The organism is Serpentinimonas barnesii (assembly GCF_000696225.1).
Taxonomy (GTDB): domain Bacteria; phylum Pseudomonadota; class Gammaproteobacteria; order Burkholderiales; family Burkholderiaceae_C; genus Serpentinimonas; species Serpentinimonas barnesii.
This window is the reverse complement of record NZ_BAWN01000015.1, coordinates 124986-140922: the sequence shown is the minus strand read 5'-3', so window position 1 is coordinate 140922 and position 15937 is coordinate 124986. Positions and strand designations below refer to the sequence as shown.

The 15937-nt window shown below is 67.5% G+C and carries 16 protein-coding genes; 11 read left to right on the top strand and 5 right to left on the bottom strand.

Features of this window, described 5'->3' with window-relative positions; all coding sequences use genetic code 11:
• The first annotated feature begins 6 nt into the window (after positions 1-6).
• Genes SRAH_RS05680 through SRAH_RS05655 form a run of 6 tightly spaced genes read left to right on the top strand, consistent with a single transcriptional unit; the run spans position 7 to position 4905 of the window.
• A complete protein-coding gene (locus SRAH_RS05680; RefSeq protein ID WP_029462384.1) occupies positions 7-735 on the top strand; it encodes a YqgE/AlgH family protein in 729 nt (242 codons plus the stop codon).
• Complete coding sequence (ruvX, locus tag SRAH_RS05675; protein ID WP_029462383.1) at positions 732-1175, top strand: Holliday junction resolvase RuvX; 444 nt, start codon at positions 732-734, stop codon at positions 1173-1175. The genes SRAH_RS05680 and ruvX overlap by 4 nt, the downstream gene beginning before the upstream one ends.
• Entirely contained in the window at positions 1172-1744 is a 573-nt protein-coding gene (gene pyrR / locus SRAH_RS05670) for a bifunctional pyr operon transcriptional regulator/uracil phosphoribosyltransferase PyrR (RefSeq protein ID WP_082210082.1), read from the top strand. Before ruvX ends, pyrR begins: the two co-directional genes overlap by 4 nt.
• Entirely contained in the window at positions 1741-2694 is a 954-nt protein-coding gene (locus SRAH_RS05665) for an aspartate carbamoyltransferase catalytic subunit (RefSeq protein WP_029462381.1), read from the top strand. The genes pyrR and SRAH_RS05665 overlap by 4 nt, the downstream gene beginning before the upstream one ends.
• A 20-nt stretch (positions 2695-2714) precedes the next feature.
• On the top strand, positions 2715-4055 hold the full coding sequence (locus SRAH_RS05660) for a dihydroorotase (RefSeq protein WP_029462380.1): 1341 nt from the start codon (positions 2715-2717) through the stop codon (positions 4053-4055).
• Between the two features lie 22 nt (positions 4056-4077).
• Positions 4078-4905 (top strand): lysophospholipid acyltransferase family protein, encoded by an 828-nt coding sequence (locus SRAH_RS05655; RefSeq protein WP_052369100.1) that lies wholly within the window; start codon positions 4078-4080, stop codon positions 4903-4905.
• A gap of 32 nt (positions 4906-4937) precedes the next feature.
• Here the strand turns inward: SRAH_RS05655 and SRAH_RS05650 are convergent, their stop codons facing one another.
• Complete coding sequence (locus SRAH_RS05650; protein ID WP_045476296.1) at positions 4938-6626, bottom strand: response regulator; 1689 nt, start codon at positions 6624-6626, stop codon at positions 4938-4940.
• A 258-nt stretch (positions 6627-6884) separates the two neighbouring features.
• Between SRAH_RS05650 and SRAH_RS05645 the strand changes: the two genes are divergently transcribed.
• The 5 genes from SRAH_RS05645 (at position 6885) to SRAH_RS05625 (ending at position 12050) form a co-directional block, all read left to right on the top strand.
• Complete coding sequence (locus tag SRAH_RS05645) at positions 6885-8102, top strand: ABC transporter substrate-binding protein (RefSeq protein WP_029462377.1); 1218 nt, start codon at positions 6885-6887, stop codon at positions 8100-8102.
• A gap of 104 nt (positions 8103-8206) precedes the next feature.
• Complete coding sequence (locus SRAH_RS05640) at positions 8207-8989, top strand: ABC transporter ATP-binding protein (protein WP_029462376.1); 783 nt, start codon at positions 8207-8209, stop codon at positions 8987-8989.
• Complete coding sequence (locus tag SRAH_RS05635) at positions 8986-9690, top strand: ABC transporter ATP-binding protein (RefSeq protein ID WP_029462375.1); 705 nt, start codon at positions 8986-8988, stop codon at positions 9688-9690. The genes SRAH_RS05640 and SRAH_RS05635 overlap by 4 nt, the downstream gene beginning before the upstream one ends.
• 6 nt (positions 9691-9696) lie before the next feature.
• Entirely contained in the window at positions 9697-10710 is a 1014-nt protein-coding gene (locus tag SRAH_RS05630) for a branched-chain amino acid ABC transporter permease (protein WP_029462374.1), read from the top strand.
• Entirely contained in the window at positions 10707-12050 is a 1344-nt protein-coding gene (locus SRAH_RS05625; RefSeq protein ID WP_045476293.1) for a branched-chain amino acid ABC transporter permease, read from the top strand. Before SRAH_RS05630 ends, SRAH_RS05625 begins: the two co-directional genes overlap by 4 nt.
• 11 nt (positions 12051-12061) lie before the next feature.
• On the opposite strand, the gene SRAH_RS05620 is transcribed toward SRAH_RS05625, so the two are convergent.
• Genes SRAH_RS05620 through SRAH_RS05605 form a run of 4 tightly spaced genes read right to left on the bottom strand, consistent with a single transcriptional unit; the run spans position 12062 to position 15934 of the window.
• A complete protein-coding gene (locus SRAH_RS05620) occupies positions 12062-12862 on the bottom strand; it encodes a heme ABC transporter ATP-binding protein (RefSeq protein WP_029462372.1) in 801 nt (266 codons plus the stop codon).
• Positions 12859-13938, bottom strand: a complete 1080-nt coding sequence (locus tag SRAH_RS05615) for a FecCD family ABC transporter permease (RefSeq protein WP_029462371.1) — start codon at positions 13936-13938, stop codon at positions 12859-12861. Before SRAH_RS05615 ends, SRAH_RS05620 begins: the two co-directional genes overlap by 4 nt.
• Positions 13935-14858, bottom strand: coding sequence for a heme/hemin ABC transporter substrate-binding protein (locus SRAH_RS05610; RefSeq protein ID WP_232840992.1), 924 nt, complete (start codon positions 14856-14858; stop codon positions 13935-13937). The genes SRAH_RS05615 and SRAH_RS05610 overlap by 4 nt, the downstream gene beginning before the upstream one ends.
• Positions 14855-15934 (bottom strand): hemin-degrading factor, encoded by a 1080-nt coding sequence (locus SRAH_RS05605; RefSeq protein WP_029462369.1) that lies wholly within the window; start codon positions 15932-15934, stop codon positions 14855-14857. The genes SRAH_RS05610 and SRAH_RS05605 overlap by 4 nt, the downstream gene beginning before the upstream one ends.
• Between the last annotated feature and the right edge of the window lie 3 nt (positions 15935-15937).

The following is a 15937-nucleotide window of genomic DNA, read 5'->3' as shown; positions in this document are numbered from 1 at the left end:
CGTGGCATGACTGCGGATTTTGCACCCACCAACCTGACCCACCACTTTCTGATCGCCATGCCGGGCCTAAAAGACGAGCTTTTTGGCAACAGCGTGGTGTTTTTGTGCGAGCACACGCCGCGCGGGGCGATGGGCCTGATCATCAACAAAGCCAGTGAACTCACGGTGGGCGAGTTGTTTGACAAGGTGGACTTGCCCCTGCGCCGCAGCGAACTGGCGGAGCAGCAGGTGCTGCTCGGCGGGCCGTTGCAAACCGACCGCGGCTTTGTGCTGCACCCGGCCATGGGCGCGGTGCAGGCGGTGGGCAGCGACGAGACCCCGCCGGCGGTGGCGCGTGCCCTGCGCGAGGCGCTGGCCGGGCTCGAGTCCGATCCCGAATCCGAGCGCGGTGCGCCCGCACCCGATGAGGCACAGCACAAGGCGGTGCCCGCGCTGCCCAGCGCCTATGCGGCAAGCCTCAAAATTGCGGGCAGTGGGCTGGAGATGACCAGCTCGCGCGATGTGCTCGAAGCCCTGTCCTGCGGCGCCGGGCCAGCCAAGATGCTGCTCACCTTGGGCTATGCCTCGTGGGGCGAGGGGCAGCTCGAATCCGAGATCGGTGAGAACAGTTGGCTGACAGTGGACGCCGATCCGGCCCTGATTTTTGATACCCCGCTGGCGCAGCGTTATGAAAAGGCCATGGCCCTGCTGGGTCTGCAGCCGTGGATGCTGGCCCCGGGCGCGGGGCATGCATGAGCGCGGCCGGTCTTGCCGCGTTGCCAAGCGCCGCACCGGCTGCGGTCGTGCCAGACAGTCAGCGCCTGTTTTTGGCCTTTGACTGGGGGCGCAAGCGCACCGGGGTCGCCACCGGCAATCGGCTCACCCGCAGCGCCACCGCCCAGTCCACGCTGCGCGCCGAAGGGGCGGCGCGCTGGCCCCTGATCGAAGCGCGCCTGCGCGAGTGGCAACCCGACGCGCTGGTGGTCGGCATCCCCACCCACCCCGACGGCGCGCCGCACGAAAACACCGCCTTGGCCTTAAAGTTTGCGCGCCAGTTGCGCGGCCGCTTTGGGCTGCCGGTGTACGAAGTCGATGAGCGCTACAGCAGCACCGAGGCGCACAGCCTGGGCGCACACGACGCCGACGCCGCCGCCGCCTGCATCATTTTGGAGCAATTTTTGAGGAGTCTGCCTTGAGCCATTTGCCACTCGATGCCGAGCTGCTGTATGCCGAACTCAAGCGCGGCGTGCAAGCCCTGGGGGCGGGCAGCGCCACCCCCCTGCACCTGGTTGGCGTAGCCACCGGGGGCGCTTGGTTGGCCGAGCGCCTGCAGCGCGAGCTGGGCCTGCCGGGGCCAGCGGGCGTCATTTCTTCCACGCTGCACCGCGACGACTACGCCCAGCGCGGCCTGCGCGCACACGGCTCGCAAACCCGGCTGCCGTTTGAGGTCAACGGGGCCCAGGTGCTGCTGATCGACGACGTGATCCACACCGGGCGCACGCTGCGCGCCGTCATCAACGAGCTCTATGACCACGGCCGCCCGGCCTGCGTGCGGCTGGCGGTGCTGGTGGACCGGGGCGGGCGCGAGCTGCCGCTGGCGCCCGACTTTGCCGCCGTGCGGCTGCCGCTGGATGCGGCGCTGCGCTTCGAGCTGGTGCGCCGCCCCGAGGGCGGCTTCGACTTCGAGCTGGCTGCCGAAACCGCATCCAAAACCGCAGCCACCGGCCCCACACCCGGCAGCAAGGCGCAGGAGGGCGCGGCATGAACAACCCACAACTCAACCGCCACGGCGAGCTCATTCACCTGCTCTCGACCGAAGGGCTGCCGCGCGAAATTTTGACGCACATCCTCGACACGGCGGCCAATTTCGTCGGCGTGCACCAGCGCGAAGTCAAAAAACTGCCGCTGCTGCGCGGCAAAAGCGTGTTCAACCTGTTTTTCGAAAACAGCACGCGCACCCGCACCACCTTCGAAATCGCCGCCACGCGCCTGTCGGCCGACGTGATCAACCTCGACATCGCGCGCAGCTCGGCCGCCAAGGGCGAATCGCTGCTCGACACCATCGCCAACCTGAGCGCCATGGCGGCCGACATCTTCGTGGTGCGCCACAGCGAATCGGGCGCACCGTATCTGATCGCGCAGCACGTGGCCCCGCACGTGCACGTGATCAACGCCGGCGACGGGCGCCACGCCCACCCCACGCAGGGGCTGCTCGACATGTACACCATCCGCCACCACAAGGGCGATTTCAGCCGGTTGTCGGTGGCCATTGTGGGCGACGTGCTGCATTCGCGCGTGGCGCGCTCCGACATCCACGCCCTGCGCACGCTGGGTTGCCCCGATGTGCGGGTGGTCGGGCCGCGCACGCTGGTGCCGCCCGATCTGGCCGCCATGGGGGTGCGCGTCTGCCACGAGCTCGAAGAAGGCATCCGCGGCTGCGACGTGGTGATCACGCTGCGGCTGCAAAACGAGCGCATGAACGGGGCCCTGCTGCCGTCGAGCCAAGAGTATTTCCAGCGCTTTGGCCTTACGCCCGAGCGCCTGCGCTGGGCCAAGCCCGATGCCATCGTGATGCATCCGGGGCCGGTCAACCGCGGTGTCGAGATCGCCTCCAGCGTGGTCGATGGCGCGCAGAGCGTGGTGCTGGAGCAGGTGACTTTCGGCATCGCGGTGCGCATGGCGGTGATGGGCATCGTCGCCGCCAACGAAGCCTAACCGCCTGTGGAGCAGCAAACATGAAGATACTGATACAGGGCGGACGCCTGATCGATCCGGCCAGCCAGACCGACCGGGTGGCCGACGTGGCCATTGCCGCCGGGCGCATCATCGGCATCGGCCCGGTGCGGCCCGACTTTGCGCCCGAGCGCGTGCTCGACGCCCGCGGCTGCTGGGTCGTGCCTGGCTTGGTGGACCTGTGCCTGCGCCTGCGCGAGCCGGGGCAGGAGCACGCCGGCATGTTGGAAACCGAGCTCGGGGCGGCGCTGGCCGGTGGCGTCACCAGCTTGGTCTGCCCGCCCGACACCGACCCGGTGCTGGATGAACCCGGCCTGGTGGACATGCTGAAAGCGCGCGCGCAAAAGCTGCGCCAGGCGCGGGTGTTTCCGCTCGGTGCCCTCACGCGCGGCTTGAAGGGCGAGGCCTTAACCGAGATGGTGCAACTCAGCCAGGCCGGCTGCGTGGGTTTTGGGCAGGCCGAGGTGCCCATCGTCAACACCCAGGTGTTGCAGCGCGCCCTGCAGTACGCCGCCACCTTTGGCTACAGCGTCTGGCTGCGGCCGCAAGACTTTTGGCTCGGCCAAGGGGTGGTGGCCAGTGGCCCGCTGGCTACGCGCATGGGCCTGAGCGGCATACCGGTGGCGGCCGAGGTGCTGGCGGTGCACACCGCGCTGGAGCTGCTGCGCGGCGTGCAGGCCAGCGCCTCCAGCTCCGGGCCGGGCGTGCGCCTGCACCTGTGCCGGCTCAGTTCGGCGGCGGCGGTGGCGCTGGTGCGCCAGGCCAAGGCCGACGGCCTGCCACTCACGTGCGATGTGAGCGCACACAACCTGCACCTGTGCGACGCCGACATCGGCCACTACGACACCCGCGCGCGCCTGCAGCCGCCGCTGCGCCAGCCCAGCGACCGCGCCGCCTTGCGCGCCGCGCTGGCCGATGGCAGCATCGACGCGCTGGTGTCGGATCACAACCCGGTGGCGGCCGACGCCAAGGTGCAGCCCTTTGCCGAGGCCGAGCCGGGCGCGACCGCGGTCGAGCTGCTGCTGGGCCTGGCCTTGCAGTGGGCGGCCGAGGAGCAAGTGCCGCTGCTGCGCACCCTCGAAGTGCTCACGGCCGGGCCGGCGCGGGTGCTGGGGGCGAGCTTGGGCACTTTGCAGGCCAGTTTGGGGCGCGTCAGCGAAGGCGGGGTGGCCGACCTGTGCCTGATCGACCCGCAGCGCGCCTGGACGGTGGCCGGGGCTGGGCTGCGCAGCCAAGGCCGAATCACCCCGTTCGAGGGCCGCGAGCTGCCGGCCAGTGTGCGCGCCACGCTGGTGGGCGGGCAGGTGGTGTTTGAAGCGGCCGCCCTGCCCGGGCAGGCTTGACACGCCGGTGGAGCGACGACCCATGAGGTTTGTGCGCGCTGTCTGGCGCTTGCTGCGGCTGCTGCTGCATATCGCAGTGGGCTTGTACCTTGTGCGTTGGCGCTTTCCCGGTTTGTCCGCAACCGCGCGCCAAGTGACAGCGCGCGACTGGACGCGCCAGGCGCTGCGCATCATGGGGGTGCGGCTGCAGGTGCTGTGCGAGCCACCGGCCGCAGGGCCGCTGTTGGTGCTGGCCAACCACATTTCGTGGCTTGACATTTTGCTTATCAACGCCAGCCAGCCGTGCCGTTTCATCTCCAAATCCGAGGTGCGGCATTGGCCTGTGATTGGCCTTTTGGCGATTGGGGCGGGCACCTTGTTCATCGAGCGCCAAAAGCGCAGCGACGCGTTGCGGGTGGCGCAGCAGACGGCCGCCGCATTGCGCGATGGCGATTTGATTGCCTTGTTCCCAGAGGGCACCACCGGCGACGGCCAAGGCATCATGCCCTTTCATGCGTCGCTGCTGCAGTCTGCGCTCGAGGCCGACTGCCCCATCCTGCCGGTCGGGCTGGTTTATCTTCGAGGCGACGGCCATGCCCTGCTGGGCGAGGCGCCACGCCACGATGCGGCAGTCTATATTGGGAAAGCGAATTTGCTCACTTCGGTCTGGCGCATCGTCAGCGCCAGCGATTTGCAGGCCGTGGTGCACTGGGGCGAGCCCGACACCGCACAAGGGCGCGACCGCCGCGCCTGGGCCGAGTCGCTGCGGGTCGAAATTGGGCGTTTGGCCAATCAGCCCTTGTTGCCGCGCACGGGCGAGCCGCCGCGCTGGAAAAAAACACCAGAAAAAACACCTCAAAAAGCGACATGAGTGCCGGGGTGCAGCCGGTGGCTGCGGGGTCCTCAGGCAGGCGCTGCTGGGCGGTCCAGTGCGCCCAGATTGACCCCACCCGTCGGGCGCAGCCGGGGGTCGCCCAAGGCCGGTTTGTTGCGCGCCGTGCCGTAGTCGGTGCGCAGTTGCCCAATGCGCTGGCGCAGCTCGTCGGCCCCGGCCAAGCTGGAGCCGTAGCGCTGCAGCACCAGCCAAGCCGATTCGACGGCGCGCGCATTGTGCGTGGCCTCGGCCGTGCGCAAGAGGTCTTCTAGGGCGCTTTGTGGCGAGCCGTTGTTGGCCGTCTTGAGAGCGCGCTCGATCAGTTGCACCATGTCGTCTTGGGCCTGCTGCAGGCGCTCGGCAAAGGGTGGATGGGCGCTGGCTGCGCTGCTCAGCAGGTCGCCCATGGCCTTGCTGGTAGCAAAGCGGCGCCCGATGCGGTCGATCACGCCCGTTTCGTCCAGCCAGCCGGCTTGGCGCCGCTCCAGCCCGCTCAGCGCGCACAACAGGTTGAGTGCTGCCTCCATGTCAAAGCTGGGCTCCATGACCCGGTTGCAGGCTACGGAAACCAGGTTGCGCGCTTTTTCGGGCTGGCCTTGCTGAAAAAACGACAAGGCGGCCACCAGGTCGGTAAAGCGCTGCAGGCGCAAGTCATCGGATTGGGCGCGCAAGCGCTTGCGCAACTCGGCCAAGTGGCGCTCCAGTTGCGCCGGCTGCTGGTTGGCAAAGGCCGCCAGCGCCAGCAACACCAGCGACTCGCTGTCAAACATCTTGGAGTCCAGCCCAAGCTGGGTCGAGCGCTCCAGCAAATTGACCGATTGGGCCCGGTTGCCCGCAAAAAAAGCCAACATCCCCAGACGCTGCTGGCGCCCGATGGCCAGTGGGGTGAAGGACAAGGCCGTTTGCAGGCTGGCAAGGGCAGCCTGAAACTGGCCCAGCTCCATTTGCACCCGGCCCTGCACATCGTAGGCTTCTGGGTAGTTGGGTTCGAGTTCGAGCAATTCCTGCAGCGTGGTCAAGGCGGCGTTGGGTGAGCCGGCGTCGAGTTGCGTGCGCGCCACGCCCAACAAGGCCCACGGCTTTGGGTCGGCCTGCCACAAGGCCGCGAACAGCGCTTGCGCTTCCTCGAAGCGGCTCAGGCGCAGCAACACCTCGGCCCCTAGGCGGCCAGCTTGCTGCCACTGCGGCCCGCGCTCGGCCAACCGGGTGCGCGCCAGTTGCACCGCCAGATCGGTTTGCCGGGCCTCCAGCGCGGCGTAGATCGGCTGCAACGCGGATTTGCGCAGGCGGGCTTGCGCGATCCGGTCGCCCAGGCTGCCGGCCGAGTAGGGGCGCACGATGTAGCTGTCCACCGACGATTCGGCCGCTTCGCTCACCTTCAGGTAGGTGGCTTCATCGGTCAACAAAATGAAGACGGTGGCGTAGGGCAGCAGGCCGCTGCGGCGCAAATCGTCGAGCAGGTCTTGGCCGTTGCTGCCATCCTTGGGGAACTGGTCACCGCAAATCACCACATCGAAGGGGTTGCGCTCCAACTCGCGCCGCGCTTCGCTGATGCGGCTGGTCTGGCTCACCGATTGCAGCCCCATGGTGCGCAACTGGCCCGCCAGCGTCATGCGCGTGTTTGGGTTGCCATCGACCACCAAGGCTGCCGACTGGTGCAGTTCCTTCGGTTGGCTTGGCGCGAGGGCAAGCGCTGGCAGGGCAGAGGGGCTGTTCATGGGTGCGTGGGTGGCCGCAGCGGAGGGTATGTGTGACTTTAACCCGGATTGCCCGTTGGGCGCTCCTGCGTTGCGGTTTGCTTGCAGGCGCTGCAGCACCAGCGCAAAGCCGGATGTGAGCAAGGGTCGAGGGTCCGTGGTTTACCCTTGCTGACGTGTCAGTTTCATGAATGCTGGCTTAACTGCTGCTAAGATTCACACCTTAGATGTGCCTACGGGCGGCCTGCCCGGCATTTATTTCCTTACCAGGAGCCATTCTTGAAAAAGATCCTCACCGTCGCCGCCCTAGCGGCCTCCTTGGCCTTTGCGGCCCAGGCCCAAACCCCGGCGCCTGCTGCTGCTGGCGCCGCCGCCAACCCGGTTCGTTTGGGGATTTTGCTCGGCTTTACCGGCCCGATCGAATCGCTCACGCCCGGCATGGCCGCCAGCGCCGAGCTGGCCATTCGTGAAGTCAATGCCAGTGGCTTGTTCCTGCGCGGCACCCGCGTCGAAGCCGTGCGCGCCGATTCCACCTGCGTCGATGCCGCCGCCGCCAGCGCCGCCGCGCAGCGCCTGATCACCGCCGAGCGCGTCAGCGCCATCGTCGGGGCCGACTGCTCGGGTGCCACCACCGCCGTGCTGCAAAACGTCGCTGTGCCGCGTGGCGTGCTGATGGTTTCCCCATCCTCCACCTCGCCCGCCCTGACCGGCGTGCGCGACAACGACCTGTTCTTCCGCACCGCCCCGTCGGATGCGCGCCAGGGTGAATTGATCGCCGAGCTGCTGCGCGAGCGCGGCATTTCCCGCGCCGCCCTGACCTTCACCAACAACGACTACGGCCGCGGCTTGTCCAGCCACATCCGCAGCAACTTCGAGCGCTTGGGTGGCCGCATCACCATTGCCGCCGCGCACGAAGACGGCAAGGGCGACTACACCGCCGAAGTGGCGGCGCTGGCCGCAGCCGGGGGCGAGATCCTGATCGTGGCCGGTTATGTGGACCAAGGCGGGCGCGGCATCATCCGCTCGGCGCTCGACAGCGGCGCCTTCACCCGCTTCTTCCTGCCCGACGGCATGATCGGCGACAGCCTGGCACCGGCCATCGGTGCAGGGCTCAACGGCTCCTTTGGCACCAAGCCCGGTGCCGACAGCCCCGGTGGCACGCGTTTTGAGCAATTGGCGCGCGCGGCCAACATCCGCGTTGGCCCTTATACCTACGAGTCCTACGACGCCGCCGCTTTGATTTTGCTGGCCATGCAGGCCGCCAACTCGACCGACAGCGCACGCGTCAAAGAGCAGATCATGGCCATTGCCAATGGCCCCGGCGAGACCATCAACGCCGGTGATCTGGCACGCGGCCTGCGCATTCTGGCCGCAGGCGGTCGCATCAACTACGAAGGCGCTTCGGCGGTGCGCTTGGTGGCCCCCGGCGAAGCAGCCGGCGCCTTCAGGCTCATCGAGGTGCGCAACGGCCGCATGGAAACCACCGGTTTCCGCTGATCCCTACGCCACCAGCCAGCCGCCCCAGCACCGGGGCGCTGGCTGACCCTTCAACGCCTAAAAAACGGTCCGCCCACCCGGTGCGGGCCGTTTGTTTTGTTGCCATGATAGAAGTCAAAAACCTACGGATGCAGTTCGGTGGCATCCGCGCCGTCGATGACGTGTCGCTCACCATCGAAGCCGGCCGCATCACCGGGCTGATCGGGCCCAACGGTGCCGGCAAAACGACGCTGTTCAACGTCATTGCCGGCCACTACCAGCCCACCGCGGGCCAGGTGCTGCTCGACGGGCAGGACATCACCGGCCTGCCGCCGCACGCGCTGTTTGCCCGTGGCCTGCTGCGCACCTTCCAGATCGCGCACGAGTTTGCCACCCTCACGGTGCGCGAAAACCTGATGATGGTGCCGCCGCGCCAGAGCGGCGAAACGCTGCTGGGCACTTGGCTGCGCCCGAGCCAGGTGCGCCAAGAGGAAGAAGCGGTGCGCGCCAAGGCCGACGAGGTGATCGCCTTTCTGCAAATCGAGGCCGTGGCCGACGAACTGGCCGGCAACCTCTCGGGCGGGCAGAAAAAACTGCTCGAACTCGGCCGCACCATGATGACCGAGGCCAAAATCGTCTTTCTGGATGAAGTCGGGGCCGGCGTGAACCGCACCCTGCTCAACACCTTGGGCGACGCGATCGTGCGCCTGAATCGCGAGCGCGGCTACACCTTTTGCATGATCGAGCACGACATGGACTTCATCGGCCGACTGTGCGACCCGGTGATCGTGATGGCCGAAGGCCGGGTGCTGGCGCGTGGCAGCGCCGCCGAAGTCATCGCCAACGAGCAGGTGATCGAAGCCTACTTGGGCCGTGGCCTGAAAAACAAACCGGGGGCAGTCCAATGAGCTTTCTCATCGGCGAAAACATGACCGGCGGCTACGGCGGCAGCGACATCCTCAACGGCTGCACCATCGCGGTCGAACAGGGTGAGATTGCCGTCATCGTCGGGCCCAACGGGGCCGGCAAATCGACCGCCATGAAGGCCATTTTTGGCATGCTCAACTTGCGCCACGGCCAGGTGCGCTTCAAGGGCGCCGACATCACGGCGCTCAGCCCGCAGCAGCGCGTGCTGGCGGGCATGGGCTTTGTGCCGCAAACGCACAATGTGTTCACCTCCATGAGCGTGGAAGAAAACCTCGAAATGGGGGCCTTCATCCGGCGCGACGACATCCGCGCCTCGCTGGAGCAGGTCTATGCGCTGTTTCCGGTGCTCAAGGAAAAGCGCCGCCAGCCCGCGGGCCAGCTCTCGGGTGGGCAGCGCCAGCAGGTGGCGGTTGGGCGCGCCCTGATGACGCAGCCGCAGGTGCTGATGCTCGACGAGCCCACTGCGGGCGTTTCGCCGATCGTGATGGACGAGTTGTTTGACCGCATCATCGAAATCGCGCGCACCGGCATCGCCATTTTGATGGTCGAGCAAAACGCCCGCCAGGCCCTAAACATTGCCGACAAAGGCTATGTGCTGGTGCAGGGCAGCAACCGCTTCACCGACAGCGGCGCGGCCTTGATGGCCAACCCCGAAGTCCGTCGCTCTTTCCTCGGAGGCTGAGCAGCCATGGAAGATATTTTCAACGCCTTGGCGATGTTCACCAACTTCGTGCTGCTGCCCGCAGCCGCCTACGGCAGCCAGCTCGCGCTGGGTGCGCTGGGCGTGACGCTGGTGTATGGCATTTTGCGCTTTTCCAACTTCGCCCACGGCGACACCATGGCCTTTGGCACCATGATCGCCATTTTGTTCACCTGGTGGCTGCAGTCGCAGGGCGTAAGCTTGGGCTTTTTGCCCACGGCGCTGCTGGCCATACCGGTGGCGGTGCTGGTCACGGTCGGCTTCGTGCTGCTCTCGGACCGCTGGGTCTATCGCTACCACCGGGTCAAAAAAGCCCCGGCGGTGGTATTTTTGATCTGCTCCGTGGGCGTGATGTTCCTGCTCAACGGCATCGTGCGCTTCGTCATCGGGCCGGGCGAGCAGCACTTTGCCGACGGCGAGCGCTTCATCTTCACCGTGGCGCAGTTTCGCGACTTCACCGGGCTGGAGCAGGGCATCGCCTTGCGCACCAGCCAGGCGCTCACGCTGGTCTCGGCGGTGCTGATCGTCGTGGCGCTGTTTTGGTTTCTGGAGCGCAGCCGCACCGGCAAGTCGATGCGCGCCTACTCCGACAACGAAAACCTGGCGCTGCTCTCGGGCATCAACCCGGAGCGGGTGGTGCTCATCACCTGGGTGCTGGCCGCGGCGCTGGCCACCGTGGCCGGGGTGCTGTACGGGCTCGACAAGGGCTTTAGGCCCTTCACCTACTTCCAGTTGCTGCTGCCGATCTTTGCCGCCGCCATCGTCGGCGGGCTGGGCAGCCCGTTGGGGGCGATTGCGGGCGGCTTCATCGTCGCTTTCTCCGAGGTGTTGCTCACCTACGCTTGGCGGCGCGTGTTCGACTACCTCGGCCCCGAAGCCTGGGAGCCCGAGGGCCTGATGCAACTGCTCTCAACCGACTACAAGTTTGCGGTTTCGTTCGTCATTTTGGTGTTGGTGCTGCTGATCCGGCCAACCGGTCTGTTCGGAGGTAAATCGGTATGAATGCCTGGATCAATCACAAGGCCAATGCGCCGCTGCTGTTTGGCCTGATGGGGCTGGCGCTGGTGCTGGTGGGTGTGCTGCAAAGCTGGTCGCTGGCGCTGACCATCATGATCTACTGCGTCATCGGTGCCATCATGGCGCTGGGGCTGAATGTGCAGTGGGGCTACGCCGGGCTGTTCAACGTCGGGCTGATGGGCTTTGCCGCGCTCGGCGGCATCGCGGCGGTGCTGGTTTCGATGCCACCCACCCCAGAAGCCTGGCAGGCCGGTGGCTCGGGCATCATCACCTCGGTGCTGCTCTCGCTGGCCACGCTGCTGGTGGCCCTCGTGGTCTATAAGCGCATGCAGCGTGGGCGCGCGCGCATGTGGGCCATGGCGGTGATTTTGCTCGGCGGCTACTTCATCACCCGGCACTTTTTCGACCCCGCGGTGGAGCTGATCGAAGCCGTGAACCCGGCCGCCACCGGCTACCTCGGAGGTCTTGGCTTGCCCATCATGCTCTCGTGGGTGGTGGGCGGCCTGTTCGCGGCCGGGGCGGCGTGGATGATCGGCAAGATCACGCTCGGCCTGCGCTCCGACTACCTGGCCATTGCCACGCTGGGCATTGCCGAGATCATCCTCTCGCTGCTGCGCTTCGAGGAGTGGCTCACCCGAGGCGTGAACAACGTCAACGGCCTGCCGCGCCCGCTGCCGCAAGAGATCGACCTGCAGCAAACCGCCTGGCTGCAGGAATGGGCGCTGCGTCTGGGCACCGAGGTGCCGGACCTGGCCTCCTACATCGTCAAGCTGGGCTATCTGGGGCTGGCGCTGGGCGTGCTGCTGCTGCTGTTTTGGCTGGCGCAAACGGCCATCCACTCGCCCTGGGGCCGCATGATGCGCGCCATCCGCGACAACGAGACCGCCGCCGAAGCCATGGGCAAAGACGTAACCGGCCGCCACCTGCAGGTGTTCGTGCTCGGTTCGGCCATCGTCGGCGTGGCCGGCGCCATGCTGGTGACCATCGACGGCCAGTTCACCCCCAACGCCTACAACCCGCTGCGCTTCACCTTCCTGATCTGGGTCATGGTGATCGTGGGCGGCTCGGGCAACAACATGGGTGCGATCCTGGGCGGCTTCCTGATCTGGTTCTTCTGGGTCCAGGCCGAGCCGATCGGGCTGTGGCTGATGGACATCATCACCGGCACCCTGCCGGCCGAAAGCTGGCTGCGCGCCCACTTGCTTGAAGGTGCAGCGCACATCCGGCTCATGGTCATGGGCATGATTTTGCTGCTGGTGCTGCGCTTCAGGCCGCACGGGCTGATACCCGAGCGCAGCGAACAGCCGCATTCGTTGCGCCGCTAGCCCTCAAGCCCTCAAGCCGCCAGCAGCAATTGCGCCACGCCCGCCGGGTCGTTCACGGCGTGGGTCCGAACCTGCCAGACCGCTTGCACCAGCGCGGGCTGCAGCACCTCGTTGGGAGTGCCGTGGCCTAGCAGGCGCCCGTCTTGCAGCACCCAGCAGAAGTCGGCGTAGCGCAGCGCCAGGTTGAGGTCGTGCAGCACCAGCAGCACGCCGGCGCTGCGGCTGCGGCTCCACTGGCGCAAGGTGGCCAAGGTGGCGTGCTGGTGCTGCAAATCGAGCGCGGCGGTGGGTTCGTCGAGCAGCAGCCAGTTGCTGCGCCCGCTTGGACAGGGGTGCCAGACCTGGGCCAGCGTGCGCGCCAGTTGCACCCGCGCCCGCTCGCCACCACTGAGCTGGCGGATGCTGCGCTGCGCCAGGTGCGCCACCGCACAGTGCTGCAGCGCAGCGCGCACGATCTCGGCCTCGTCGGCAGCGGGCTGCAGGCGGTGTGGGTAGCGCCCAAGCTCGACCACTTCCTGCGCCGTGAAGTCAAAGGCCGGCACCAGCTCTTGGGGCAGGTAGGCGCGGCGGCGCGCCAGCGCGGCGGCGTTGCCCCGGCCTAGGCGCTCGCCGTCGAGCCAGACCCCACCCGCTTGCGGCTTGAGCAGGCCGCCGAGCACGTTGAGCAGGGTCGATTTGCCGGCCCCGTTGGGGCCCAGAATCACCCCCACTTGGCCCGGCGCAAGGTGCAAGGCTATGCCATCGAGCAGGGTGCGGCCGTGCAGGTGCACGCCTATGTTTTGGGCTTGTAGCCCGTGCGGTGCCGTGTTCATAGGGTGCGGGCGTGGGCGCTGCGCAGCAGCAGCAAAAAGAACGGCACCCCGACCAAGGCGGTGATGATGCCCAGCGGCAGCTCGGCCGGCGCGATCACGGTGCGTGCCCAGGCGTCGGCCAACAAGACCAGGGTGGCCCCGAGCAACGCCGAACCCGGCAGCACCCAGCGGTGATCGGGCCCGGCCAGCAGGCGCACGATGTGCGGTGCCACCAAGCCGATGAAACCGATGATGCCGGTGGTGGCGGTGATGGCACCCACCACCAACGCGGTGAGCAGCACGCACAGCAGCTTGAGGCGCTCCACCGGCACCCCGAGCATGGTGGCCTGGGCCTCGCCCAGCGCCAGTGCGTTGAGTGGGCGCGCCAGCCGCAGCGCCAGCAGCGCGCTCAGGCAGGTGATCAGCGCCACCACCCACACCGCCTCCCAGCGCGCCCCACCCAGGCTGCCCAGCATCCAGAACTGCAGGTTGCGCAACTGCTCGTCGGTGGCCAGGTAGCTCAGCAGCCCGATGCCGGCCCCGGCCAGTGCGTTGATGGCAATGCCGGCCAGCAGCATGATGCCCACGCGGGTGCCGCCTTCGCCGAGCGCGAGCGCGTAGATCAGGGCAGTCACCACCACACCGCCCAAGAAGGCCATCAGCATCAGCGGCCAGGTGCCCAGCGCCAGCGGCACTTCGGGCCACCACAGGCTGCCCAGCACAATGGCAAAGGCGGCGGCCAGCGCGGCCCCGCTGCTGACGCCGATCAGCCCCGGGTCGGCCAGCGGGTTGCGAAACAAGCCTTGCATCAGCGCCCCGGCCAGCCCCAGACCGGCCCCAGCGGCCACGGCCAGCACCAGCCGCGGCAGGCGGATGTTGAAAAACACCAGTTCGGCGGCGCTGCGCTCGCCAGTGGGCCACAGCGCTGCTGCCAGCACGGCCGGCAGTTCGCGCAGGGGCAAGCCAAAGGCGCCCTGGCCACTGGCCCACAGCAGGCTTAGCAGCAGCGCCAGTGTCAGGCCAGCCAGCACGAGGGGGCCGCTGGGCCGTTGGCTGTGCCAGGCAGCGCCGCTGCGTTTGAGGACCAGCGTGTTCATACCCGCAGCAAGCCCTGGTGCAGTTCTTCGAGCACCTGCGGCAACCGCGGTCCAAAGCCCAGCAGCGCCAGCGCGTCCTGGTGCAGCAGCGCAGCGCCTCCTTGGCGGCGCCGCCAAGCGGGGGTGAGGCTCAATTCGGGGCGCTGCCAGAACGCGGACTCGCCCCCGATGGCTTCAAGGCTCTGGGTGGTGGTGACGATGGCGTCTGGGGCGGCGGCAGCCATCGATTCGGCCGTCATGGGTCTAAAGCCGTTGAAACCGCTGATGACATTGTCTGCCCCGGCCAGCGTCAGCATGGCGTGGGCGGCGGTTTGGCGACCAGCCACCAGCGGGCTGCCGCCGTGCGCCATGATGAACAGCACCCGTGGCCGCACGCCTGTGTGGCCCTGGATGCGCGCGCGCACCGTGGCCCAGCGTTGGTCGAGCTGGCGCTGCAACTCCAGTGCCGCCGCCTCCTGTCCGGTGGCGCGCCCAGCCGCCTGCACCGTGCGCCGCACGTCGTCCCACTCGTGACGGCGCTCGACCAATTCCACCTGCACCCGGGCCGCGCGCAGTTGCGTCAGCACCAGCGGCGGGCCAGAGCCCGCCAAGGCCAGCACCACGTCTGGGCGCAGCGCCAGCAAGCCCTCGGCCGAGAGCTGGCGCTTATAACCCACCTTGGGCGTGGCCTGCGCCGCTGCGGGGTATAGGCTGGTGGTGTCGGTGCCCACCAGTTGGGCCTGCGCGCCCAGCGCAAACACCGCCTCGGTGAGGCTGCCACCGACCGTGATCAGGCGCGTCGAGCGCGTACCGCTGCGGGCCTGCGCCGTGCCGGGCCAGGCCAGAGCCGCTGAGGCGGCCAGCACCGCCGCAGCGCCGCCGCCGGCCAACCAATTGCGCCGTCGCAAACCCGCCCGGGCAGCCTTGGTGAGAGCCATCATGACAGCGAACCTTCCTCCACCCCCGTCAGGTGCGCCAGCAGATGGCGCCACTCAGTCAGCTCGGGATGGCCCGGTTTGCGGGCACCAAAAAACAGCGCCATCAGCTCGCCTTGCTGGTCGAACACCTCCAGCGAAGTGATGGTGCCGTCGCTGCTGGGTTTTTCCACCACCCAGACGGTGCCAATGTGGTCTTCGCGCAGGTGCAGGTTGAAGCCGGGGTCGAGCACATTGAGCCAGACTTGGCCGCGCATTTCCAGCGGCTCGACGCGCTTGATGGGCCCGCTGTGGATCTGGATGCAGCCGCTGCTGCCCACGAAAACCATGATTGGGGTGTTGTCAAAGGCGGCTTCCATCAGCATCTGGCGCACCGAGCCGTGGTTGACGCGGCGCGTAAAGCGGCCCTCGACCAGCCGCAAGCCGTGTTGGCGTTCCACCCCATACTCGCGCAGCAGCGGAAAAAACTGGTGCACGTCGCTCATGTTGGCCCAGCTTGTAGCAAAGGCGGCGGCGTCGACGGCAGGCTCGGCGGTCTTGGGTGCTATTGCCGTGGGCGGATCAAACGCCGGTGTGGCTGCGTGCGGGTCTTGCCACTGGTCCAGCACCGCTTGCCAAGCCGCGCGGTCGCTGCTGTCACGCAGGAAGACCTTGTGCACCGCCTGCCCATGCCGGTTGAAGAATTGCAGGCTGCTGCTGGCCGGTTTGTCGGCATCGGCATGGAGCTCGGTCACGGCCAAACCGGCGTGCCACTGCTTGAAGAACAGCCGCAGGTCGATCTCTTTGCCTAGGGCGAGCCCGACCTCGTTTTGCGCCGACAATTTTTCATAGACCCCGGTTTTTTCGTGCACCACGCTGCGGTTGCGCGTCAGGGCCAGCAGCGGGCCGCAGGCTTGCAGCGATTTGAGCAGCGCCAGCCAGTCTGGACGCAAGGCCACGCTGCGGGTGGGCTGTTCGTGGTTGCCGAGGTGCGCCGCCAGCGCGGCCCCCTCGCTGAGGCCGATGTGTTCGGCGGCGTCGCGGGCGCGCAGCCCCTTGGCGCGGGCGGCTTGGTAGGCGTTGCGGATTTCTGCGATGTTCATGGT

Coding starts and splice junctions, on each gene's coding strand:
- SRAH_RS05680 (WP_029462384.1), top strand. CDS start 7: ATGACTGCGGATTTTGCACCCACCAACCTGACCCACCACTTTCTGATC.
- ruvX (WP_029462383.1), top strand. CDS start 732: ATGAGCGCGGCCGGTCTTGCCGCGTTGCCAAGCGCCGCACCGGCTGCG.
- SRAH_RS05665 (WP_029462381.1), top strand. CDS start 1,741: ATGAACAACCCACAACTCAACCGCCACGGCGAGCTCATTCACCTGCTC.
- SRAH_RS05660 (WP_029462380.1), top strand. CDS start 2,715: ATGAAGATACTGATACAGGGCGGACGCCTGATCGATCCGGCCAGCCAG.
- SRAH_RS05655 (WP_052369100.1), top strand. CDS start 4,078: ATGAGGTTTGTGCGCGCTGTCTGGCGCTTGCTGCGGCTGCTGCTGCAT.
- SRAH_RS05650 (WP_045476296.1), bottom strand. CDS start 6,626: ATGAACAGCCCCTCTGCCCTGCCAGCGCTTGCCCTCGCGCCAAGCCAA.
- SRAH_RS05640 (WP_029462376.1), top strand. CDS start 8,207: ATGATAGAAGTCAAAAACCTACGGATGCAGTTCGGTGGCATCCGCGCC.
- SRAH_RS05635 (WP_029462375.1), top strand. CDS start 8,986: ATGAGCTTTCTCATCGGCGAAAACATGACCGGCGGCTACGGCGGCAGC.
- SRAH_RS05630 (WP_029462374.1), top strand. CDS start 9,697: ATGGAAGATATTTTCAACGCCTTGGCGATGTTCACCAACTTCGTGCTG.
- SRAH_RS05625 (WP_045476293.1), top strand. CDS start 10,707: ATGAATGCCTGGATCAATCACAAGGCCAATGCGCCGCTGCTGTTTGGC.
- SRAH_RS05620 (WP_029462372.1), bottom strand. CDS start 12,862: ATGAACACGGCACCGCACGGGCTACAAGCCCAAAACATAGGCGTGCAC.
- SRAH_RS05615 (WP_029462371.1), bottom strand. CDS start 13,938: ATGAACACGCTGGTCCTCAAACGCAGCGGCGCTGCCTGGCACAGCCAA.
- SRAH_RS05610 (WP_232840992.1), bottom strand. CDS start 14,858: ATGATGGCTCTCACCAAGGCTGCCCGGGCGGGTTTGCGACGGCGCAAT.
- SRAH_RS05605 (WP_029462369.1), bottom strand. CDS start 15,934: ATGAACATCGCAGAAATCCGCAACGCCTACCAAGCCGCCCGCGCCAAG.